The sequence below is a fragment of the Pseudomonas sp. GW822-FHT02D10 genome (genome assembly GCF_058802345.1).
In genome coordinates this window covers 143,329-163,175 of sequence record NZ_JBXAOB010000009.1, presented here as the reverse complement: position 1 = coordinate 163,175, position 19,847 = coordinate 143,329, and the positions used below count along the sequence as shown (strand labels likewise).

The window sequence follows — 19,847 nt, the reverse complement described above, 5'->3', positions numbered from 1 at the left end:
TCATGAACAAACACACGGTCCACCACCTGATTCTGGAAAAGCTTGCGGTCGATCTCGATATCGCCGAGCGCGCAGCGCAAACCGCGTACGAAACCGCGACCCACGAAGAAAACATCGCTGAGAACAAGTACGACACGTTGGGGCTGGAGGCGTCTTATCTGGCGGCAGGTCAGGCAAAGCGTGTGGAGGAAATCAGGCAGTCACTGACGCTGTGCCAGAACCTGACACTGCGGCCTTATGATGATCAGCGCGGGATTGAAGTCGGCGCGTTGCTGGGTCTGGAAGACGAAAAGGGACGCGAACAGTGGCTATTCCTGGCCCCTGACGCGGCCGGCTTGAAGGTTGATCTGGTGGGGCAACTGATCACCGTCATCACCCCACGCTCACCGCTGGGCAAAAGTTTGCTGGGCAAGTTTGAGGGGGATGAGGTGGAGATCGTGGTGTCGGGCACTCGACAACAGTTCGCTGTCACCGAGGTCGTTTAGTGAACCGGTAGTTCAACGCCGTCGAACAGTTCTTCCAGCTCCTGCTTGTTGTGGCACTGGATGGCCTTGGCCATGACTTCGCGAGTCAGGTGCGGAGCGAACTTCTCGATGAAGTCGCACATGAAACCACGCAGGAACGTCCCGCGGCGGAAGCCGATTTTGGTCACGCTGGATTCGAACAACTCGCTGGCGTCGAGCACCACCAGGTCGTTGTCGAGTTTGGTGTCGACGGCCATTTTCGCCACGATACCGACACCCAGCCCCAAGCGAACGTAGGTCTTGATCACGTCGGCGTCGGCGGCGGTGAACACCACTTTCGGGGTCAGGCCGCGATGGCTGAAGGCTTCGTCGAGTTTCGAACGACCGGTAAAACCGAACACGTACGTCACGATCGGGTATTCAGCCAGGGCTTCGAGGGTCAGCTTCGGCAGCTTGGTCAGCGGGTGACCTTGCGGCACGACAACGCAACGGTTCCAGCGGTAGCACGGCATCATCACCAGGTCGCCGAACAGCTCCAGCGCTTCGGTGGCGATGGCAAAATCCACGGTGCCGTCAGCGGCCATTTCGGCGATCTGCATCGGCGAGCCCTGGTGCATGTGCAGGGCAACGTCCGGGTATTGCTTGATGAAGTTGCTGATCACCGGCGGCAGTGCATAACGTGCCTGGGTGTGGGTGGTGGCAATCGACAGGGTGCCTTTCTTCTCGTTGGAGAACTCCTGAGCGATCTGCTTGATGCTTTCGACCTTGCGCAGAATCTCGCCAGCGGTGGTGATGATTCGCTCACCGGCCGGGGTGACTCGGGTCAGGTGCTTGCCGCTGCGCGCGAAAACCTCGACCCCCAACTCGTCTTCCAGCAGACGGATCTGCTTGCTGATGCCCGGCTGCGAGGTGTACAGGCTTTGGGCAGTAGCGGAAACGTTGAGGTCGTGGTGCGCCACTTCCCAGATGTAGCGCAATTGTTGAAGCTTCATATGAATCCCTCAAAGCAGATAGACGCCACGGGCATCAGCGACGGTATATAACTATATTTATGGTTCGAAGAATAAATCTAGAACTTTTTTATCAAAAGGCCAGCATTCTCGCCTCAAATGTCTCCGTGACGCCGACGCTGCGACAACGGCACCAGATAAACCGGCACCTGCGACAACTGCAACACGCGCGCAGCAGTCCGCCCCAACGGTGTTTCCCCACCGGCCCCATGGCTGTGACTACCTAGGATCAACAAATCCACCGAGAGTTTCTGTGCCTGTTCGAGAATGACCTGCGACGGGTCGCCCTGAAACACTCTGACCGATTGAATCAGCGCCAGATCCTGCTGCCCCTCCCCCAACTCTTCGCGAAAACTGTCGAGTACCCGCTGCTCGATATTGGCCATCACCGTGTTCAAGCCCTGGCTGTGAAATTCATTCAAGGCTTGCTCGTCGAGATAGCTCTGCAACACCGATTCGGCAAACAACCCCATGGGTTCAACTGCGTGTACCACATACAGATCAGCTTTGAATGTTCGTGCCAGCGACAGTGCATGCTGCATCACAAAAGGAGCGTAAAGGCCGAGGTCGGTGGCATACAGCATCGAATGAATCATGTGACCTCCTCGAATGCCAGAATGGCGGAGATTGATTCAGCTTAGCAGTGCCACAGCGAGTACGACGTCCCGCGCCGCAGGCGCTTAAACCTTCAGTTCATTGCTGATGCCATGAGGGACGTGACCGGTGGCGACCACCTCACGGGCCAACTCGCAATGGCCCGCCTGATCGTCGAAAAATACGTCGGCGGCAAAGGCTTCGAGAAATGCTGACTTGGCCAGCCCGCCGAGAAACAGCGATTCGTCGAGCCGAATATCCCACTCGCGCAAGGTCCGAATCACCCGCTCGTGAGCCGGCGCCGAACGCGCGGTCACCAGTGCAGTACGGATCGGGCAACTGTCGTCGGGAAATTCGCGCTGCAACAGATTGAGTGCCGCCAAAAAGCCTTTGAAGGGACCACCGCGCAATGGCTCGCGAGCGGCTTCGCGTTCGTTGGCCTGAAAAGCTTCGAGGCCGTCCGACTGATAAACCCGCTCCGACTCATCGGAAAACAGCACGGCGTCACCATCAAAGGCAATGCGCAGTTCGTCGCTGGCGGCACGGCTCGCGCCACCCGACAGAATGGTCGCCGCGGCGAAACCGGCGTCGAGCGCACTGCGTACGTCATCGGCATGAGTGGAGAGAAACAGATCGCAGCCGAATGCCTTCAGGTACGGATACGGACTGCGCCCACCGACAAACGCCGCGCGGGAAATCGTCAGGCCGTAATGGTGAATCGAGTTGAAGACTCGCAAACCGGTGTCCGCGCTATTGCGCGACACCAGCACCACCTCGACCCGCGCCCGGCCGAGGCGGGTATTGAGGTTCAACAGTTTTTGCACCAGGGGGAACGCATCACCCGGCTCGAGGATTTCGTCTTCGTGCTCGATCTGATACTGCCGATAAGCCTCGACGCCGCTCGCCAGGTACACCTTGTGGCTCTCGCTCAGGTCGAACAGCGCTCGCGAAGAAATCGCCAGCACCAGTTTGTCGCCTAGCCCTTTTGCCATGTTGCTCCCCCCAGGTGACTCAGCCGTTATGCCGATCGACAAAACTCAGGGCCTGATACAAGGCCTCGATTTTCGGTAACTGGCAACCGGCAGCCTTGGCTGCCTCCAACGGCCTTGCGTAGATCGCTGCCAGTTCCAGCGGCCGTTTGTGCAGGTAGTCGTGGTACATGCTCGGCCAATAGTCGGGCATTTTTTCCGTGACCTTGAACAGGTGCTCGGCATACCCCGGCGGCATGCTGTGGCCACACGCAAGCGCGCCTTGCACCACTTCGGCCATCAACACCTGAATCAGTTCACGGCTGCTCTCATCGGCCATTAGCGGCGTCGTGCTCGCACCGAGCAACACCGACAAACCGTTGTACGGAACATTCCAGACCAGTTTCTGCCAGCGCGCCTGCTGAAGATTGACCATTGCCTGTGAATCAAGACCGGCGGTACGAAACAGCCCCGCCCCCTGCTCGACAATCGCCTGACGTGCCGTCTCGTCATCGAACGCCGGCCCACTGTGATATCCCACGTTTACCGCACCGAGCGCCTGATGTTCGATCACTCCGGGACCCGCGCGATGCACACAGATAAAACACAACCCGCCCAGCAGGTGCAGCGAACCGGGCAATAGATCACGCAGGCTGTCTTCGACATCCAGACCATTTTGCAGCAGCAGGACCTTTGCACCCGGCGCTGCAGCCTTGATGATCGCCGGTGCCAGCTCGGCGTTACTGGTGGTTTTCGCGCCGACCAGCAGCCAGTCGCAGGCCGGCATATCGTCGGCCGACGAATACGCCTGAACCGGATTCAAGATCAACGCGCCATAAGGCGCGCTGTTGAGTTGCAAACCACACTCGGCGACGGCTGAAAACTCGCTGCGCAACAGAAAGTGCACATCGAACCCGGCCCGCGCCAGCATCACGCCGTAAAAACCACCGATCGCCCCGGTACCGATAATGCCGATTCTCGGTTTTTCAACCGCTGTATTCGTCATGGCAACTCCTCTGGATGTCGACTCAGCGCCTGCCCTACCGCTGCGTTCATTTCGGTGCGGGCCAGGCGCGACTGTAGCGCCCCATAAAACTCGCCATCGCGCACGACAAACAGCGCGGGCAAATGAAAGACCTGATATCGCTCCACCACGCCACCGTTGTTCCCCGCGTCGATCCAGCACAGCTGATCGACATCAAGGTCAAGTTCCGGCAACTGCTGGCGCGCCCAGCGACAACTGGAACAGCCGATACTGGTAAAAATCACCAGAGACACACCACTCATCGCCAACAGCCGCTGGTCGGCATCGAAATCGGTCAGCTCGCATTCGACCACTATACTGGGTGAAACACTGTCGAATGACCGACACTTGGAGTCTGTGTTCATGGGGCGCTTTATTCCTCATCCTGACGATGTGCCTGTCGAGTTAACGTTGCGCAAGCATCAGTGTATTTCTCGGCAAGAGCTGCACACTATCAGTCTCGGAGGCATGGCTTGCAATTACCACCGTGCCTGGCGCAAGGGAACGGCACTGGAAGTGCGAATGCCGACCCTGAGCGAAAATGTCTGTTATCTGGGCTATGTGGCCTGGTGCCTGCGACGAAAGCACGGTTATCTGGTCGGCATCGCCTTCATCGACGAGCAGACCCTGTTTAAAGCGCGGATGGGCGAGCAGGTCTGCCAGATTGAACGCTACTGCCGTCAGCAAAAGCCTCAGGTCGAGCAACAAGGTGTCGAGGCGGTGGCCCTGAAATGGGTCGACCAGCATGCCACCGAGTACTCCCACGAGACCGTTCACCAGGCCTTTGCGCAATCAGCACTGGATTAAACCCGCGCCTGCCCATTGTCGAGCAACCGCGTAACGCGCTAAGGTTCGGCTCCCCGCTGCGCTTAAATCATGCTGTGCTCCGCCGCGCGGGGATCGCTGGCGGCCGGCACCCGTGACCTGACGAGTAACACGATGGCTGATTTACCGATCAATGACTTAAACGTCGCCTCCAACGAGACGCTGATCACTCCTGACCAGCTCAAGCGTGATATCCCTTTGAGCGATGCTGCATTGCACACCGTGACCAAGGGCCGCGAAGTGATTCGCAACATCCTGGATGGCACCGACCACCGCCTGTTCGTCGTCATCGGGCCTTGCTCGATCCACGACATCAAGGCTGCACACGAATATGCCGAGCGCCTCAAGGTACTCGCCGCTGAAGTGTCCGATACCCTGTATCTGGTCATGCGGGTCTATTTCGAGAAGCCACGTACCACCGTCGGCTGGAAAGGCCTGATCAACGACCCGTACCTGGATGACTCGTTCAAGATTCAGGACGGCTTGCACATTGGTCGTCAGTTGCTGCTGGACCTGGCCGAGATGGGCCTGCCGACAGCGACCGAAGCCCTTGACCCAATCTCGCCGCAATACCTGCAGGATCTGATCAGCTGGTCGGCGATTGGCGCGCGGACCACCGAATCCCAGACTCACCGCGAAATGGCTTCGGGCCTTTCCTCGGCTGTCGGCTTCAAGAACGGCACCGACGGTGGCCTGACGGTTGCCATCAACGCCCTGCAATCGGTTTCCAGCCCGCACCGGTTCCTGGGGATCAACCAGGAAGGTGGCGTGTCGATCGTCACCACCAAGGGCAATGCCTATGGTCACGTGGTGCTGCGCGGTGGCAACGGCAAGCCGAACTACGACTCGGTCAGCGTCGCGCTCTGCGAGCAAGCGCTGAACAAGGCGAAGATCAAGCCGAACATCATGGTCGATTGCAGCCACGCCAACTCCAACAAGGATCCGGCGCTGCAACCGCTGGTGATGGAGAACGTGGCCAACCAGATCCTCGAAGGCAACCAGTCGATCATCGGCCTGATGGTCGAAAGCCACTTGAACTGGGGTTGCCAGGCGATTCCGAAAGACCTCGCCGAGTTGCAATACGGCGTGTCGATCACCGACGCCTGCATCGATTGGTCAGCCACCGAAAACACCTTGCGCAGCATGCACGCCAAGCTCAAGGATGTGCTGCCGAAACGTCAGCGCAACTGATTGCATTCAGCGCACATAAAAACGCCGGGCTAAGCCCGGCGTTTTTTTATTCGGTGACCCTGATCAGAGCTTCGCGGCGTGCCGTTGGTGGCGCTCCATATAGCGCTCGACGTAAGAGCATGACGGAATGACTGTGTAGCCCATTTCCTCAGCGTACTGCAGCGCCTGCTCGGTCAATGCCGCAGCAATGCCGCGACCACGCAGCGCGTTGGGCACGAAGGTACGATAGATATCCAGGGTCTGTTTCCCCAGATCCATATAGGTCAGGTAGGCACGATGACCGTCCACATTGGTCTCGAACTGATGACCAGCCTGGTCATGGTGGATGGACAACGCCTCGCTCATCACTACTCCTCGCGGGTCTTGAATTAACCCCTACCTTACCGATGTTTTTCCGGCGAAGGAACCTCTACGCCACCCCGTGTCTGCTTGGACACTGAGAAGAACTGCACCGATCTCGCGCAACCGGACACGTATCAAATAGTAGGCACCAAAAGCGGAAATGCTCAAGGCGCACTCGTCATCGCGTCGATTGCGGTGGTTCAGCGCAGCGTACGTAGCAGCGGCTCGACCGAACATCTCCCCTGGTCGATAGCCTGAACATTGCCGGATGTTGAGACTTAAGACGAGCACGGCTTGTTAAAGTCACCTCTACATGCACAAAGAGGCGTGAGCCGCTCCGCAAATCCTGAACAAAAGTGTAGACGAATCGATATAGAGCGACTTTAGCGCTAGAGCGTGAAACAGCCGCAAGCGTCAGCCAGCTTTACATGCAGGTCGCTCAGGACGGGCTTCCCAGCTGAACACTTTCTATACAGAGCGATTAAAAGTTGCTCGAAAAAGATTCAGCGCCTACAATTTTTTTTGCTTCTTGCGCTACGTCAGTTTACTTACTACAAGTAATGGGTAGTATGTACGCCGGCTATTTCCTCACTCTGAGGAGACAGCTACTTAATAGAAAGTCCTTGAAGGGGAACACGATGAACAACGTTCTGAAATTCTCTGCTCTGGCTCTGGCCGCAGTTCTGGCCACCGGTTGCAGCAGCGTATCGAAAGAAACCGAAGCACGCCTGACCGCTACTGAAGACGCAGCAGCTCGCTCCCAGGCTCGTGCAGACGAAGCCTACCGTAAAGCTGATGAAGCTCTGGCTGCTGCTCAAAAAGCACAACAGACTGCTGACGAAGCTAACGAGCGTGCTCTGCGCATGCTGGACAAAGCTAGCCGCAAGTAATAGTCCTTCGGGATTGTTATCAAGCCGACCCATTTTTGGGTCGGCTTTTTTATTGCCTGGGCTTTGCTGGAGGCAATAAAAAACCCGCCGATGCTGCCAAGCCTCGGCGGGTTGTTTGAAGCGATTACTGCAGGTCGATCGGCGTGTTCGACGCCACAGGCACGGAGGTATTCGGCACGGCGATTTCTACCGGCAGGCCATCTTCAGCAGCGACCACGTCGCGCACCACATCCCAGTTCATGCGCAGGTTGTTGGTGATGTCCTCACGCTTGAGCATCGCGTTGATCACAGCCGTGTGCTTGTCGACCACCGACGGGCTGCCATTGTCGTCCAGTGGCGTATGCGCTTCCAGGTAAACCTTGCCGCCACTCATGCCGAACTTGTACGGGTCGTTGAGGATCCGCACCGACGTTCCCACCGGTACCATGCCGGCCATTTCCAGCACGTTGTTGTTGAACATGCGGAAGCAGCCATGGCTGGTCCGCATGCCGATGCCGAACTTCTTGTTCGAACCGTGAATCAGGTAGCCCGGCGTGCCCAACGTGAACTTGAACGGCCCCAGAGGGTTGTCTGGACCGGCTGGCACGACGTTTGGCAATGGATCGCCATCGGCGGCGTGTTCGGCCTTGATCGAGGCTGGAGGGGTCCAGGTCGGGTTCGGTGTTTTGGCAGTGATGCTGGTGTGAGCGATTGGCGAGCCCCAACCTTCACGACCGATACCCAGCGGGAAGGTGTACACCACGTTCCGGCCTTTGGGGTAGTAGTAGAGGCGATACTCGGCCAGGTTGATCACGATGCCTTCACGCGGGCCAGGCGGCAGGATGAAGCGCGTTGGCAGTACGATTTCGGTGCCAGCACCTGGCAACCACGGATCGACACCCGGGTTGGCGGCGACCATTTCCAGGTAGCCCAGATCGTAGGTGGTGCCCAGATCGGCAAAGGTGTCTTCGTACTTGGCTTTGACTGTTTGCACCTGGCCGACGATATCTTCGCCCGGCGGCGGTAAAGGCAACTCCAACGCGGCAACGGGACCCGCCACACACAAGGCGGCAAGAGACAAGCAGCGGGTGACGGCAGGAAAGCGCGGCAACATCCAGAACATCCTTCGTATGACCAACAGAGGGTATGGGAGCGAGATTGTACACCGACACTCCCGAATTCGGGGAGCCGGGTCGATGGATGCCCTGGAGCTGCCGAAGGCTCGGGCCGCGTTCGGACGATCTTTCGACCTTTAGATTAGAGCTCGAAACGCAACTCTGGCCAGATCGGCGACGTACCGCGCTTCTGCGATTCGAGGATCGCCCGGCACAGCGAGCACAGTCGCTGGTCCTGAAACACCGTCCGGTCAACGCCCGACCAGCGCGGTTGCGCCGGCAACAAGGTGCCGCACAAGGTACGGTCGGCCGAGCCGCCCAACTCCAGTTGACGCGTCACCAGATGCACCCGGACTTCCTGGCAGGCGAACAGATCCAGCTGTTCGTCAGGCTCGATCAGTTGGTAGGCAAACAGGGACCAGGCGGGACGCGGCATCGGGGGCTCCAAATCAGGGGGCGCCACATTAGCCGAAAGACTGCCGCTAGAAAAGCGTCATAACAGCGGTTTTAGCGCAGGCCAGACATTTTCCAGCAACTTGCCCTGCGCTGCGACCGCCGGGTGAATGCCATCGGCCTGCATCAGCGCGGGATTCCCGCCGATTCCCTGAAGAAAAAACGGCACCAGCGGGACTTTTTTTTCGTTGGCCAGATCGCTGTAAACCTTCGCGAAAGCCTCGGTGTAACGCACCCCATAATTGGGTGGCAGTTGCATACCGAGTAACAACACCTTGGCACCGCTGGCCCTGGCGTTGTCGATCATCGACGCAAGATTTTGTTGCAATTGCGTTGGCAGCAATCCACGCAGCCCGTCGTTGCCTCCCAACTCGAGGATCACCAGCTCAGGTTTATGCTCTGCAAGCAGCGCCGGCAGGCGTGCCTGGCCGCCGGCACTGGTATCGCCACTGATGGACGCGTTAACCACCGTCTCGGTGAAACCGTCGTGCTTGAGCCGCTGCTCGAGCAACGACACCCACCCTTGCCGGGTATCCAGGCCGAAAGCTGCGCTGATACTATCGCCAACGATCAGGACAGTACCCGCCGCTGCGTTCTGGGCCATGCACATCAAGGCCAGGCCAGCACTCAAAAACCACACACGCATCGGACTCTCCATGGGCGCAAGCATTCTCACTGCGCGGAACCTTAGCAAAGTGGTTCCCAGCGCGGAAGGTGAACTGACCATCCTGCACGAACTCAGCCTGGAACTGAACAAGGGCGACAGCCTGGCCATCGTCGGCAGTTCCGGTTCCGGCAAATCCACCCTGCTCGGACTGCTGGCCGGTCTCGACCTGCCCAGCAGCGGCGAAGTCACCCTGGCCGGGCAAGCCCTGAGCCATCTGGATGAAGACCAACGCGCACGAATCCGCGCCGAGCATGTCGGCTTTGTGTTCCAGTCGTTCCAACTGCTCGACAGTCTCAATGCCCTGGAAAACGTCATGTTGCCGCTGGAACTGGATGGCCGCAAAGACGCCCGCGAACGCGCCACCGAACTGCTGTGCCGCGTCGGTCTGGGCCAACGCCTGAGCCATTCGCCGCGCCAGCTCTCCGGCGGCGAACAGCAGCGCGTAGCCATCGCCCGGGCATTTGCTGCTGAACCCGATGTGCTGTTTGCCGATGAACCCACCGGCAACCTCGACACGCACACCGGTGAGCACATCAGCGATTTGCTCTTCGAACTCAATAAAGAAAGCGGCACAACACTCGTCCTGGTCACACACGACGAACGCCTCGCGCACCGCTGCCACCGCTTGATCCGCCTTGAAGCCGGCCTGTTGGTCGTCGCCCCTCTGGAGCCTTGATGGCACGTTTGCCGCTGTTGCGCCTGTTCAGCCTCGCCATTCGCCAATTGCTGCGCGACGCTCGCGCCGGAGAGCTACGGGTGTTGTTCTTCGCCCTGCTGGTGGCTGTGGCGGCGAGTACCGCCATCGGCTACTTCGGCGCTCGCCTGAACGGTGCCATGCTGCTGCGTGCGACCGAGTTTCTCGGGGCTGACGTATTGCTGGAAGGCAGCTCGCCCGCCCGCCCGGAACAAATACAATCCGGTAAGGAGCTGGGGCTGCAACACGCTCAAGTGGTGGAGTTTTCCAGCGTCATCGCCACCGACAATGGCATTCAGCTGTCGAGCATCAAAGCTGTGGATGGGATCTATCCACTGCGCGGCCAGCTGAAAAGCGCGCCCGCTCCGTTCGCCCCCGAAGTGGCCGGAGGAAGTCCGAAACCGGGCGAGGCCTGGGCCGAGGCACGCTTGCTGACGGCACTGAACCTGAAGGTCGGTGACAGCATCGACGTCGGCCTGAAAACCCTGCACCTGACGCGCGTACTGACCTATGAACCGGATCGCGCCGGCAATTTCTACAGCCTCACGCCCCGGGTGATGATCAATCTCGCCGACCTGACGGCCACCGGCGTAGTCCAGCCCGGCAGCCGGGTCAGTTACCACGAACTCTGGCGCGGCAGCGCGGCGGCCCTGGAAACCTATCGGCAACTGATCAAGCCGGGGCTGGCCGCCAACCAGCGGCTACAGGACGCCCGTGACGGCAACCGGCAAATCGGCGGAGCCCTGGGCAAAGCCGAACGCTACTTGAACATGGCCAGTCTGGTCGCCGTGCTGTTGTCCGGCGTTGCCGTCGCGCTCTCGGCAACCCGTTTCGCCACCCGCCGCTTCGACGCCAGTGCGCTGCTGCGTTGCCTTGGCCTTTCGCGCCGGGAAACCCTGCTGTTGTTCAGCGTGCAACTGACAGTGCTCGGCCTGCTGGCCAGCCTCAGCGGCGCCCTCCTCGGCTGGCTCGCGCAGTTGGGGTTGTTCGCCTTGCTCGGTGAATTGCTGCCCTCTGATGTACCTCCCGGAGGACTGCTGCCGGCAGTCGCCGGGATTGGCACCGGACTGGTCGCACTCGCCGGATTCGCCCTGCCGCCCCTGGCCGCACTGGGTCGCGTTCCACCGCTGCGGGTACTGCGCCGCGACATACTGCCGATCCCTTCAAGCACCTGGATGGTTTATGGCACCGCATTGGCAGCCTTGGGGCTGATCATGTGGCGTTTGAGCCTGGACCTGCTGCTGACCTTCGCGCTGCTCGGTGGCGGCGTCATCGCAGCACTGGTCCTCGGCGGCCTGTTGCTGCTGGTGCTCAACAGCCTGCGTCGCCTGCTGGCCCGTGCGCCCTTGCCATGGCGGCTGGGTCTGGGCCAATTGCTGCGCCACCCATTGGCGGCGGCGGGGCAATCGCTGGCCTTCGGTTTGATTCTATTATCGATGGCCCTGATCGCCCTGCTGCGCGGTGAGTTGCTGGACACCTGGCAGAACCAGTTGCCAAAAAACGCCCCCAACTACTTCGCACTGAATATTTTGCCCGCCGACAAACAGGCCTTCACCGATCGCCTGATTGAACTGTCCGCTCAATCCGCGCCGCTGTACCCGGTGGTGCCGGGGCGGCTGATCAGCATCAACGGCGAACCGGTTCAGGGTATCGTCAGCAAGGACACTGAAGGCGATCGGGCTATCCAGCGTGATCTGAGCCTGACCTGGGCTGCCGACCTGCCCGCGGGCAACAGCATCACGGCCGGCAGTTGGTGGTCTGCGCAGCCTACAAGCGAGGTACCCGGCGTTTCGGTGGAAGGCAAAGTGGCCGAGAGCCTGAAACTCAAACTCGGCGACCATCTGGTCTTCACCGTCGGTGGGATCAACCGCGAGGCGCAGGTCACGAGCCTGCGCAAGATCAACTGGGACAACTTCCAGCCGAACTTCTTCATGATCTTCCAGCCCGGCACCTTGAAAGACCTGCCAGCCACGTACCTGACCAGTTTTTACCTGGCGGCCGGTCACGACCAACAGATCATCGACCTGTCGCGGGCGTTCCCGGCGGTGACCATTCTGCAGGTCGAAGCTTTGCTCGCGCAGCTGCGCAGTATCCTTGAGCAAGTCACCCTGGCAGTCGAGTACGTGCTGTTGTTCGTGCTGGCGGCCGGCATGGCGGTGTTGTTTTCCGGCTTGCAGGCGACGCTCGATGAGCGCATTCGCCAAGGCGCGCTGCTGCGTGCACTGGGCGCCGAACGGCAGTTGTTGGTCAAGGCCCGGCGGATCGAGTTCGGCTTGCTCGGCGCGGTCAGCGGTTTGCTCGCGGCGCTGGGGTCGGAACTGGTGAGTCTGGTGCTTTACCGCTATGCGTTCGATCTGGCCTGGCATCCGCATCCGTGGCTGCTGTGGCTCCCGGTGATTGGCGCGTTGCTGATCGGCGGTGCGGGCGTGTTCGGCACTCGTCGGGCGCTGAATGCCAGCCCACTGACAGTCTTGCGCGAGGGTTGATAGACTCGACACTTCCTAACCAAAAGAAACTGCAATGAGCCGCTATCGCCCTCCTCGCACCGCCGGCACCGCCCTCATCACTCCCGAGGGCGAAGCACGGATGCGTGCCGAGTTCCATGAGCTCTGGCATGTACGCCGCCCCCAGGTGACTCAATCGGTCAGCGAGGCGGCTGCGCAGGGCGACCGTTCTGAGAACGCCGAGTACACCTACGGCAAAAAGATGCTGCGCGAGATCGACAGCCGTGTGCGGTTTCTCACCAAACGGCTGGAAGCGCTCAAGGTTGTCAGCGAAAAACCCAGCGATCCGAACAAGGTCTACTTTGGAGCCTGGGTAACCATCGAAGATGAACACGGCAAAGAATCGCGCTATCGCATCGTCGGCCCGGATGAGCTGGACCTCAAACAAGGCCTGATCAGCATCGACTCACCGCTGGCGCGGGCCTTGATCGGCAAAGCGCTGGACGCCGAAGTCCGGGTGCAGACGCCTACTGGCGAGCAGTTCGTGTATATCGTCGCAATCGACTATCCCTGAACCTCGGCTGAGCCTCAGCGACGGGTAATCAACCCTTGGCGAGCAACGCGCGTCAGTTGCTTGATCACTTCGGCCGCGTCTTCGGCGCTGGGCGACTGGATCACGGCCAGATCGAAACTGTCGCTGGCAAAACGCGCCAGCGATTCACCGTCTTCGACAAACTGGATCAGGAACGCTGCCGGGCCGCCGGTACGACGTGGCCAGCCATCCAGATAACGCAGCAGCGTCGGCTGATGATTACCGCCAAGGAGGATTTTAGGATTGCGCTGGGTCAGGTGTGCCGTGATCGGCGCGGGACGTACTGGGGGGCGTAGTGCATTCATCGTGTCGTGTCTCTGCCTCAAAAGTCTGCATGGCAGGTGAGAGGCAACACCGAACCAGCGCTTTAGCGGTATTTCGAAGCCTGTTTCAAGCTTCTATCGGCAACTGGATGAGTTACCTGGCGCCCCGCAAGTAGCTGTTTAAATCGGCGCATGGCAAACATCCTAGAGAAGCCGACAGGACAGTGTCAAGAATCTCGCGCAACAAAAAGGCCCGAACAATTCGGGCCTTATTGTTGAGCCAAAGCGGTCAGCCGGTGATGGCGCGATCTGCCGACAGCTTGCCGGCGCCTTCGATTAGTACAGCAATGCTACCGCCGAGCAAGGCCAGGGCGAATTCATAACCGTTGTTGGCCAGAAACAGACCGTTGTGAATGTGCACCGAGAAAATAGCGACCAGCGAGAGGAAGGTCAGCCCCAGCGCTGCCGGGCGTACCAGCAAACCGATGATCAGCGCCAGACCGCAGAAGAATTCGGTACCACCGGCCAGAATCGCCATCAGGTGACCCGGCGCCAGGCCGATGCTTTCCATGTACTGCGCAGTACCGGCAATGCCATAACCGCCGAACATGCCGAAGAGTTTCTGTGAGCCGTGGGCAGCGAAGATGACGCCGACGAAGATTCGCAGAACGGTCAAGCCGTAGCCAGCGCGGGTGGACAGTACCTTGTTGATCAGAGTGCTCATGCTGTTTCATCCATTGTGAGGGCGTGTGTATGGGTTGGTCGCTATATTAATCAGTAAATCTCATGTTAAAAGCGCAAAAAACCCGCCATAACAATCAGTTTAGTCGATCATTTACGAGAGGCAACTTTCTGCCCCTGCGGCTCCAACGACTCCCGTTCCCGGTCATATGCCAAAAAGTATTTATTCACACTATTAACATAGCTGACTGGACCCATTCCCACCTGCTCCATAGCAATGCGCTCGACCTGGAAAAACCACTGATTGGGGTTCAGGCCACGGCGCCGGGCCTCGGCACGCATCCCCTGAACACGTTCCGGCCCGATGTTGTAGGCCGCCAGAACGAAGGCCATGCGCTCACGTTCATTGAGCTTGGGACTGGCGAAAAACTTGTGACGGATCATAGCCAGGTACTTGGCCCCGGCCTGCACATTGCTGTCCACGGACTGAATGTTATTAACCCCGACCCGTTGCGCCGCCGACGGGGTAATTTGCATCAATCCGGTCGGACCACTGCCGCTGCGGGTGCCGGGTTCAAGCGCTGACTCCTTGAACGCCAGCGCCGCCAGGTTCAGCCAGTCCATGCCCTGCTCTCGGGCGTGCTTTTGCAGGACCGGGCGCAGCTTTTCGAGACGCTGACGGTCGGCGCGGGCCAGCGGGTAGTGAACCTGGTACAAGCGTCGGTAGATGCGCAAGAAAGCTACATCTTGATCGGAGGGGGTTTTATAGGCTTGCAGGAATCGATCAATGCTCGCTCGCAACATCGACGCATCGCGACGCACGAACCAGTACTCCTTGCCCGGCTCGCTGATGACCACCTGCCGATCAATGCGCAGCCTGGGCAGGATCTTGCCCCAGCGCTCAGCGATCGGTTGCTCGACGATGGTCAGGTGAAAAATTCCGCCCTGCACCATCTCCAGCACGTCTTCGACTGCCAGACTCGGGTCGACCCACTCGACCTTGACCGGCGGCAGTTTGTGCAGCGCCAGCTTCTGATTGATCTGGTTGATGGCTTCACCGGCCGCGCTACCAGTGGTCAGCGCCAGGGTTTTGCCGGACAGTTGCTCAAGACGGGTGTAGCGGCGCTCGCCCTTGATTCCCACCAACAGCAACGGCACGTTACTGACGATCGGCTCGCTGGTACTGACCGCAAGTGCGGACTGCGCATCCAGTAACTCCCCCGGTGCCACCAGGTCACCCTCGCCGCGCTGTAAAGCGCCGAGCAATTGATCCTTGGCTTTGGGAATGATCTTGAGGGAGATTTCCTGACCGTCACGGGCGTGGCCATTGAGGTACTGCTCGAAGGCTCGCAGGCGATGATATTCGACGCCAATGGTCTGGCCCTGGACTTCACCGGAGCTGTTGCGGCTCTGATTGACCAGCACCCGCAGCACGCGGCTGCCACGAATTTCCGCCAGATCGCGGACCTTGCCCGACTGAACGGCCTCCACGGGACCCGTCAACCGCGCAACCGCCGGCATCGGCAGCAGCATCGACAAACACAGCAGTAGCAAAACCTGGAGTCGTGTCATCCGTTCTCCGGAAAGAATACTGTCCAACGTCTCGATAGTTCGAGCAGAGGGTCGACAGAAACAGAGCGCCTGGAGCGCTGGCAGAGTGCGAAAGATTGCAGCAGCGACGGCCAACTGGCCCGTCGAAGCTCTCTTCCGGCATCAAAAGACAGCTTTAACTCTTTGTAGTTCTTCGTTTTTATTATAATTCTACGGCTCTGGTATGCTTTCCGGCCAAAGGCTAGGGTCACACCATGCAACTCATCGACATCGGCGTCAACCTGACCAACCCCAGTTTTGCCGACAAACACCAGGCAGTACTCGACCGTGCCTATGCCGCTGGCGTCTGCCAACTGGTGTTGACCGGTACCAGTGTCGAGGGCAGCGAACAGGCCCTGGAACTGTGCCAGCAACTGGACGAAAGCGGGCAGCGACTGTTCTCCACCGCCGGTATCCACCCGCATTCGGCCAGTGACTGGAATGCCGACAGCGCTCAACGTTTGCGCAGTTTGCTCAAAGAACCCAACGTGCGTGCGGTCGGCGAATGCGGGCTGGATTTCAATCGCGACTTCTCGCCCCGTCCGCAACAGGAAAAAGTCCTCGAAGAGCACCTGGCAATGGCGGTCGAGTTGCAACTGCCGGTGTTCCTCCATGAGCGTGACGCCAGTCAGCGACTGTTGGAAATTCTGCGTGACTTCCGCGACCAGTTGCCGGCCGCCGTGGTGCATTGCTTCACCGGTGAGCAGCGGGCGCTATTCAGTTATCTGGACCTTGACCTGCATATCGGCATCACCGGCTGGATTTGTGACGAGCGCCGCGGCACTCACCTGCACCCGCTGGTCCGCGAGATCCCGCGTGGGCGCTTGATGCTCGAAAGCGACGCGCCGTATCTGTTGCCCCGCAGCCTGCGCCCCAAGCCAAAAAACGGGCGCAATGAACCGGCGTATCTGACCGAAGTACTGCGTGAAGTGGCGTTGCATCGCGGCGAAAGCCTGGAAGACGTAGCGGCCCACAGTACCGCGTGTGCGCAAGCGTTTTTCGGGTTGCCGTCGGTTGATTGAACCCGCTGCACCCTGCTTCTCATTGATCCACATCAAAAGTCCCTTCGCTGAGTAGCGGCACAATAATGGCACCTTGCCAAAACTGTTTCCGCTATCAGAGAAGACCTCCATGGGTGCCTGGCTTAGCAACATTTCGCTGAAATACAAATTCTGGGCGGTCAACGCGGTCGCCTTCGTCACCACCCTGCTGTTAGTGCTGTATGCCGTGCAACTTGAGCAACAGTCACGCAGCCAGGCTTCACGGCTGTCAGCCGTCGCTCAGGCGAAGCTGATCAGCGGCTGGCCGCTCAGCCAAGCCTTGCCTGAAGCCGAGCATTTTCTGAGCTTCAGCAAAGGCCAGATTCCCACGCGGAACCAACAGCCACTGCCCGAGCTGAGCAACGCCAACGGCTGGGTCGAAATCAATGAAATGCCATTATTTGGCGACAACCCGTTGATCGGCGCTGAGGTGCTATCGCGTGCGAACGGCGAGCAGATTGCCGTTCTGGCCTATGGCCCGAGCCTGAGCCAGGTGTTCGGCGAACGCTTCGCCAACTACGCGGCGGCCGTGTTCATCCTGATGCTGGCGATGCTGGGTGCTTCGCAACTGTTGATCCGCTTCCTGCTCAGCCAGCTCAACACCCTCAAGGATGTGATGCTCCACGTCGAGAAAACCGGTGACCTCTCGGCTCGCGTACCGCTGGCCTGCACCGATGAGGTGGGCCAGATGGCCAGCGCCTTCAACGCCATGCAGGCCGGTTATCAGCGCGTGGTCAACACCGTGGCCAATACTGCCCGCCAACTGGATGTCGGCGCGGCGCGTCTGGCCGCCAGCATGAACGACGTACGCCACGGCATGCTCGGCCAGCAAAGCGAAACCGATCAGGCCGCCACTGCGATCAATGAAATGTCGGCCACGGTCTATCACATCGCTCAACATGCCAGCGCCACTCGCGACCTCTCGCAAACCGCCGACACCCTTGCCGGCAGTGGTCAGGAAGTGGTCAGCCGGGTACAAAAGTCCATCGCCGGGCTCTCCACCGGAGTGCAGCAAACCGCCGAGATGATTCAGCGTCTGGCCGAAGACAGCCAGAAAATCAACGGCGTGGTCAGCGTGATTCACAGCATCGCCGAGCAAACCAACCTGCTGGCCCTGAACGCCGCCATCGAAGCGGCGCGTGCCGGGGAAATGGGCCGAGGCTTTGCGGTGGTCGCCGATGAAGTGCGCAATCTGGCCAAGCGTGTGCAGACCTCTACCGACGAAATCACCAACATGATCTCGGCGCTGCAAGCCGGTACACGGGATGCGGTGGACTTCATGCAGGAGAGTTCGTTCAAGGCCGACGACTGTGTACAGCAGGCTCAAGAGGCTGGCGCCGCGCTGGCAGAAATCACCGGTGCAGTGGCGCAGATGCGTGAAAGCAACACCCAGATTGCCGTGGCCGCGGAACAGCAGAGCCAGGTGGCAGAGGAGATGAACCGTGCGGTGGTGAGCATCCGTGACGTCACCGTGAACACCGTGCAGCAGACCGTGGATTCGGCCACCACCAGCAATGAACTGGCGACGCTGGCCGGTGAGTTGAGCAAGGCAATCGGCCAGTTGAAGCTCTAATGTCAAAAGATCGCAGCCTGCGGCAGCTCCTACGCTGATCGCGTTCTTCTGTAGGAGCTGCCGCAGGCTGCGATCTTTTTTGCCCATCACACCTATCGCGTCGATAGCCAGCCTTGATTCGCCGCCTACAATTGCCCCACCTATCCTTCAACTATGTGTTCAACACGGATCGAGGATTACCAACATGGGCAAACGTCACCCCAACCTTCCCGCCTGGCAATGGCGCGCCTACCCGCAAAACCACCAGCACCCGACCAATCTGGTGCTGCACCTGATTGCCGTGCCGCTGTTTATCGTGGCCTTTCTGTTGATCGTTTCCGGGGTGTTCGGCCTGAGTGTTCTGAACGTGGCCATCGGCGTCGTGGGCTTGCTCGCCGCGCTCGCTTTGCAACGCCACGGTCACAGCCTGGAGGCGTAAGCCTGCGAGCCGTTCAGTGATCGCAAAGATGCTGTGTCACGCTTGCTGGTCGAGCAATTCCTGACGTTTCCGCGCTTTCTCCTCAGCGGCGGCTGCTGGCGCGCCTGGCGCGAACGGCATCACCGCTAAAGGTCTTACGCGAAAATAGCCACCGTCTGCCGACTCAGCGCAATCAACTGCCCTTCAGCGCTCCACAGCGCGGCGGCGGCGTGACCATATCCGTCACGGGCGTGTTCGATTTCCACAAGATATTTGCACCAGTCCAGCGTGCTCAAGGCCTGCAATGGCTGAACGAATTCGATGGTCCAGGTCAGGGTGCTGCCCGCCGCCGGTCTCTTCAAATGCGGCAACAACGCCGGCGGCCATGCATCCACTAGCGCCAGAATGTGCGCCTCGGTGACCGGTTCCTCTTTGACATCGCCACGCAGGCGTACCCAACCGCCCATTTCCCGGGATTTATTCCCGGTAAACGGCAAACCGCCGACACTCCAACGCATCGCCAGGTGGCGCATGAACTCGGGGGTTACGCCTTTGATGTAGGGCAGTTCCTGGCAGTCATCCCAGTGTTTCATCTCGGGTGCCGGCTCGGCCACCACCTCGACTTCGGAAGGACGGGAAGCGCCAAAGCTGCCCTGAACCAGGGTCACCACCTGGCCGTTCTGCAAGGCTCGCCCCAGTACCTGACTGACCGCTTTGCCTTCGCGCAGCACATCCACTTCAAAGCTGATGGGGACACCGGGTTCGGCCGGGCCGACAAACGTGATCGCCAACGAACGCACCGGGCGATCCGCCGGGACTTTCGCACGCATGGCTTCGTACTGCAAAGCGGCGACCAGACCGCCGAAACTGGCGCGGCCCTGGGCCCACTCCGCCGGAATAGACAGCTCATGCGGTGAACTGCGCACGGCGTCGAGCAAATCGGAAAAGCGCATGGAAACCTCAAGGCTGGGAAAGGATTGAATGATGTTAACCAGCCAGCAGCGCCTGTACAGCGCCTATTCCGGCCAAAGAGGCTGGCAGATAGGCCGCC

Annotated in this window: 22 protein-coding genes and 1 pseudogene; 10 read left to right on the top strand and 13 right to left on the bottom strand. The window is 59.7% G+C overall.

The window, feature by feature from the left end:
- Window positions 1-2 precede the first annotated feature (2 nt).
- Complete coding sequence (locus AC1RPZ_RS16665) at window positions 3-485, top strand: GreA/GreB family elongation factor (RefSeq protein WP_493138075.1); 483 nt, start codon at window positions 3-5, stop codon at window positions 483-485.
- Here AC1RPZ_RS16665 and cysB read toward each other — a convergent pair.
- The 5 genes from cysB to AC1RPZ_RS16640 form a co-directional block, all read right to left on the bottom strand.
- Window positions 482-1,456 carry an HTH-type transcriptional regulator CysB gene (gene cysB, locus AC1RPZ_RS16660; protein WP_003183769.1) on the bottom strand — a complete coding sequence of 325 codons (975 nt, stop codon included), beginning with the start codon at window positions 1,454-1,456 and terminating at the stop codon, window positions 482-484. The two genes, AC1RPZ_RS16665 and cysB, sit on opposite strands and share 4 nt — an antisense overlap.
- A gap of 113 nt (window positions 1,457-1,569) precedes the next feature.
- On the bottom strand, window positions 1,570-2,070 hold the full coding sequence (locus AC1RPZ_RS16655; protein ID WP_493138074.1) for a universal stress protein: 501 nt from the start codon (window positions 2,068-2,070) through the stop codon (window positions 1,570-1,572).
- 84 nt (window positions 2,071-2,154) lie between these two features.
- A complete protein-coding gene (locus tag AC1RPZ_RS16650) occupies window positions 2,155-3,060 on the bottom strand; it encodes a 5'-nucleotidase (RefSeq protein ID WP_493138073.1) in 906 nt (301 codons plus the stop codon).
- Window positions 3,061-3,079: 19 nt separating this feature from the next.
- Entirely contained in the window at window positions 3,080-4,042 is a 963-nt protein-coding gene (locus AC1RPZ_RS16645; RefSeq protein ID WP_493138072.1) for a putative 2-dehydropantoate 2-reductase, read from the bottom strand.
- Window positions 4,039-4,425 (bottom strand): YbbN family protein, encoded by a 387-nt coding sequence (locus tag AC1RPZ_RS16640; RefSeq protein WP_493138071.1) that lies wholly within the window; start codon window positions 4,423-4,425, stop codon window positions 4,039-4,041. Before AC1RPZ_RS16640 ends, AC1RPZ_RS16645 begins: the two co-directional genes overlap by 4 nt.
- Between AC1RPZ_RS16640 and AC1RPZ_RS16635 the strand changes: the two genes are divergently transcribed.
- Together AC1RPZ_RS16635 and AC1RPZ_RS16630 are read left to right on the top strand one after the other, a co-directional pair.
- Window positions 4,424-4,867, top strand: coding sequence for a PilZ domain-containing protein (locus AC1RPZ_RS16635; RefSeq protein ID WP_493138070.1), 444 nt, complete (start codon window positions 4,424-4,426; stop codon window positions 4,865-4,867). The genes AC1RPZ_RS16640 and AC1RPZ_RS16635 overlap by 2 nt on opposite strands.
- A gap of 132 nt (window positions 4,868-4,999) precedes the next feature.
- Window positions 5,000-6,076: a 3-deoxy-7-phosphoheptulonate synthase gene (locus AC1RPZ_RS16630; protein WP_493138069.1), complete on the top strand. Its 1,077-nt coding sequence runs from the start codon at window positions 5,000-5,002 to the stop codon at window positions 6,074-6,076.
- Between the two features lie 63 nt (window positions 6,077-6,139).
- Here AC1RPZ_RS16630 and AC1RPZ_RS16625 read toward each other — a convergent pair whose 3' ends face one another.
- On the bottom strand, window positions 6,140-6,421 hold the full coding sequence (locus AC1RPZ_RS16625) for a GNAT family N-acetyltransferase (protein ID WP_019692933.1): 282 nt from the start codon (window positions 6,419-6,421) through the stop codon (window positions 6,140-6,142).
- Between the two features lie 635 nt (window positions 6,422-7,056).
- Between AC1RPZ_RS16625 and oprI the strand changes: the two genes are divergently transcribed.
- Entirely contained in the window at window positions 7,057-7,308 is a 252-nt protein-coding gene (gene oprI, locus AC1RPZ_RS16620; protein ID WP_002553018.1) for an outer membrane lipoprotei OprI, read from the top strand.
- A gap of 124 nt (window positions 7,309-7,432) precedes the next feature.
- On the opposite strand, the gene AC1RPZ_RS16615 is transcribed toward oprI, so the two are convergent.
- From AC1RPZ_RS16615 to AC1RPZ_RS16605, 3 genes are all read right to left on the bottom strand, one after another.
- Complete coding sequence (locus AC1RPZ_RS16615; protein WP_123427782.1) at window positions 7,433-8,401, bottom strand: L,D-transpeptidase family protein; 969 nt, start codon at window positions 8,399-8,401, stop codon at window positions 7,433-7,435.
- A 143-nt stretch (window positions 8,402-8,544) separates the two neighbouring features.
- Window positions 8,545-8,838 (bottom strand): hypothetical protein, encoded by a 294-nt coding sequence (locus tag AC1RPZ_RS16610; protein WP_493138068.1) that lies wholly within the window; start codon window positions 8,836-8,838, stop codon window positions 8,545-8,547.
- Window positions 8,839-8,895: 57 nt separating this feature from the next.
- Window positions 8,896-9,501, bottom strand: a complete 606-nt coding sequence (locus AC1RPZ_RS16605) for an arylesterase (protein WP_493138067.1) — start codon at window positions 9,499-9,501, stop codon at window positions 8,896-8,898.
- Between the two features lie 10 nt (window positions 9,502-9,511).
- On the opposite strand from AC1RPZ_RS16605, the gene AC1RPZ_RS16600 reads away from it, so the two are divergent.
- From AC1RPZ_RS16600 to greB, 3 genes are read left to right on the top strand one after another with little or no spacing between them, the layout of a single operon-like run.
- Entirely contained in the window at window positions 9,512-10,198 is a 687-nt protein-coding gene (locus AC1RPZ_RS16600; RefSeq protein ID WP_493138066.1) for an ABC transporter ATP-binding protein, read from the top strand.
- Window positions 10,198-12,702 carry an ABC transporter permease gene (locus AC1RPZ_RS16595; RefSeq protein WP_493138065.1) on the top strand — a complete coding sequence of 835 codons (2,505 nt, stop codon included), beginning with the start codon at window positions 10,198-10,200 and terminating at the stop codon, window positions 12,700-12,702. The genes AC1RPZ_RS16600 and AC1RPZ_RS16595 overlap by 1 nt, the downstream gene beginning before the upstream one ends.
- A gap of 34 nt (window positions 12,703-12,736) precedes the next feature.
- Entirely contained in the window at window positions 12,737-13,234 is a 498-nt protein-coding gene (gene greB, locus AC1RPZ_RS16590) for a transcription elongation factor GreB (RefSeq protein WP_071554293.1), read from the top strand.
- 14 nt (window positions 13,235-13,248) lie between these two features.
- Here the strand turns inward: greB and AC1RPZ_RS16585 are convergent, their stop codons facing one another.
- The 3 genes from AC1RPZ_RS16585 to AC1RPZ_RS16575 all read right to left on the bottom strand — a co-directional run bounded on the left by AC1RPZ_RS16585 (window position 13,249) and on the right by AC1RPZ_RS16575 (window position 15,768).
- Window positions 13,249-13,557 (bottom strand): class I SAM-dependent methyltransferase, encoded by a 309-nt coding sequence (locus AC1RPZ_RS16585; protein ID WP_477770004.1) that lies wholly within the window; start codon window positions 13,555-13,557, stop codon window positions 13,249-13,251.
- Window positions 13,558-13,804: 247 nt separating this feature from the next.
- Window positions 13,805-14,239: a DoxX family protein gene (locus tag AC1RPZ_RS16580; RefSeq protein ID WP_493063246.1), complete on the bottom strand. Its 435-nt coding sequence runs from the start codon at window positions 14,237-14,239 to the stop codon at window positions 13,805-13,807.
- A gap of 107 nt (window positions 14,240-14,346) precedes the next feature.
- Entirely contained in the window at window positions 14,347-15,768 is a 1,422-nt protein-coding gene (locus tag AC1RPZ_RS16575) for an MltF family protein (RefSeq protein ID WP_493138064.1), read from the bottom strand.
- 233 nt (window positions 15,769-16,001) lie between these two features.
- Between AC1RPZ_RS16575 and AC1RPZ_RS16570 the strand changes: the two genes are divergently transcribed.
- From AC1RPZ_RS16570 to AC1RPZ_RS16560, 3 genes and pseudogenes are all read left to right on the top strand, one after another.
- Complete coding sequence (locus AC1RPZ_RS16570; protein WP_493138063.1) at window positions 16,002-16,808, top strand: TatD family hydrolase; 807 nt, start codon at window positions 16,002-16,004, stop codon at window positions 16,806-16,808.
- 109 nt (window positions 16,809-16,917) lie between these two features.
- Entirely contained in the window at window positions 16,918-18,399 is a 1,482-nt protein-coding gene (locus AC1RPZ_RS16565) for a methyl-accepting chemotaxis protein (RefSeq protein WP_493138062.1), read from the top strand.
- 184 nt (window positions 18,400-18,583) lie between these two features.
- Window positions 18,584-18,946 (top strand): annotated as a pseudogene (locus AC1RPZ_RS16560) (terminase).
- 5 nt (window positions 18,947-18,951) lie between these two features.
- On the opposite strand, the gene AC1RPZ_RS16555 reads toward AC1RPZ_RS16560, so the two are convergent.
- Window positions 18,952-19,749 carry an acyl-CoA thioesterase gene (locus AC1RPZ_RS16555; RefSeq protein WP_493138061.1) on the bottom strand — a complete coding sequence of 266 codons (798 nt, stop codon included), beginning with the start codon at window positions 19,747-19,749 and terminating at the stop codon, window positions 18,952-18,954.
- Between the last annotated feature and the right edge of the window lie 98 nt (window positions 19,750-19,847).

What these genes read in the sequence shown, in the direction of transcription:
- AC1RPZ_RS16665 (WP_493138075.1), top strand. Translation starts at nt 3, where the DNA reads ATGAACAAACACACGGTCCACCACCTGATTCTGGAAAAGCTTGCGGTC.
- cysB (WP_003183769.1), bottom strand. Translation starts at nt 1,456, where the DNA reads ATGAAGCTTCAACAATTGCGCTACATCTGGGAAGTGGCGCACCACGAC.
- AC1RPZ_RS16655 (WP_493138074.1), bottom strand. Translation starts at nt 2,070, where the DNA reads ATGATTCATTCGATGCTGTATGCCACCGACCTCGGCCTTTACGCTCCT.
- AC1RPZ_RS16650 (WP_493138073.1), bottom strand. Translation starts at nt 3,060, where the DNA reads ATGGCAAAAGGGCTAGGCGACAAACTGGTGCTGGCGATTTCTTCGCGA.
- AC1RPZ_RS16645 (WP_493138072.1), bottom strand. Translation starts at nt 4,042, where the DNA reads ATGACGAATACAGCGGTTGAAAAACCGAGAATCGGCATTATCGGTACC.
- AC1RPZ_RS16635 (WP_493138070.1), top strand. Translation starts at nt 4,424, where the DNA reads ATGGGGCGCTTTATTCCTCATCCTGACGATGTGCCTGTCGAGTTAACG.
- AC1RPZ_RS16640 (WP_493138071.1), bottom strand. Translation starts at nt 4,425, where the DNA reads ATGAACACAGACTCCAAGTGTCGGTCATTCGACAGTGTTTCACCCAGT.
- AC1RPZ_RS16630 (WP_493138069.1), top strand. Translation starts at nt 5,000, where the DNA reads ATGGCTGATTTACCGATCAATGACTTAAACGTCGCCTCCAACGAGACG.
- AC1RPZ_RS16625 (WP_019692933.1), bottom strand. Translation starts at nt 6,421, where the DNA reads ATGAGCGAGGCGTTGTCCATCCACCATGACCAGGCTGGTCATCAGTTC.
- oprI (WP_002553018.1), top strand. Translation starts at nt 7,057, where the DNA reads ATGAACAACGTTCTGAAATTCTCTGCTCTGGCTCTGGCCGCAGTTCTG.
- AC1RPZ_RS16615 (WP_123427782.1), bottom strand. Translation starts at nt 8,401, where the DNA reads ATGTTGCCGCGCTTTCCTGCCGTCACCCGCTGCTTGTCTCTTGCCGCC.
- AC1RPZ_RS16610 (WP_493138068.1), bottom strand. Translation starts at nt 8,838, where the DNA reads ATGCCGCGTCCCGCCTGGTCCCTGTTTGCCTACCAACTGATCGAGCCT.
- AC1RPZ_RS16605 (WP_493138067.1), bottom strand. Translation starts at nt 9,501, where the DNA reads ATGCGTGTGTGGTTTTTGAGTGCTGGCCTGGCCTTGATGTGCATGGCC.
- AC1RPZ_RS16600 (WP_493138066.1), top strand. Translation starts at nt 9,512, where the DNA reads ATGGGCGCAAGCATTCTCACTGCGCGGAACCTTAGCAAAGTGGTTCCC.
- AC1RPZ_RS16595 (WP_493138065.1), top strand. Translation starts at nt 10,198, where the DNA reads ATGGCACGTTTGCCGCTGTTGCGCCTGTTCAGCCTCGCCATTCGCCAA.
- greB (WP_071554293.1), top strand. Translation starts at nt 12,737, where the DNA reads ATGAGCCGCTATCGCCCTCCTCGCACCGCCGGCACCGCCCTCATCACT.
- AC1RPZ_RS16585 (WP_477770004.1), bottom strand. Translation starts at nt 13,557, where the DNA reads ATGAATGCACTACGCCCCCCAGTACGTCCCGCGCCGATCACGGCACAC.
- AC1RPZ_RS16580 (WP_493063246.1), bottom strand. Translation starts at nt 14,239, where the DNA reads ATGAGCACTCTGATCAACAAGGTACTGTCCACCCGCGCTGGCTACGGC.
- AC1RPZ_RS16575 (WP_493138064.1), bottom strand. Translation starts at nt 15,768, where the DNA reads ATGACACGACTCCAGGTTTTGCTACTGCTGTGTTTGTCGATGCTGCTG.
- AC1RPZ_RS16570 (WP_493138063.1), top strand. Translation starts at nt 16,002, where the DNA reads ATGCAACTCATCGACATCGGCGTCAACCTGACCAACCCCAGTTTTGCC.
- AC1RPZ_RS16565 (WP_493138062.1), top strand. Translation starts at nt 16,918, where the DNA reads ATGGGTGCCTGGCTTAGCAACATTTCGCTGAAATACAAATTCTGGGCG.
- AC1RPZ_RS16555 (WP_493138061.1), bottom strand. Translation starts at nt 19,749, where the DNA reads ATGCGCTTTTCCGATTTGCTCGACGCCGTGCGCAGTTCACCGCATGAG.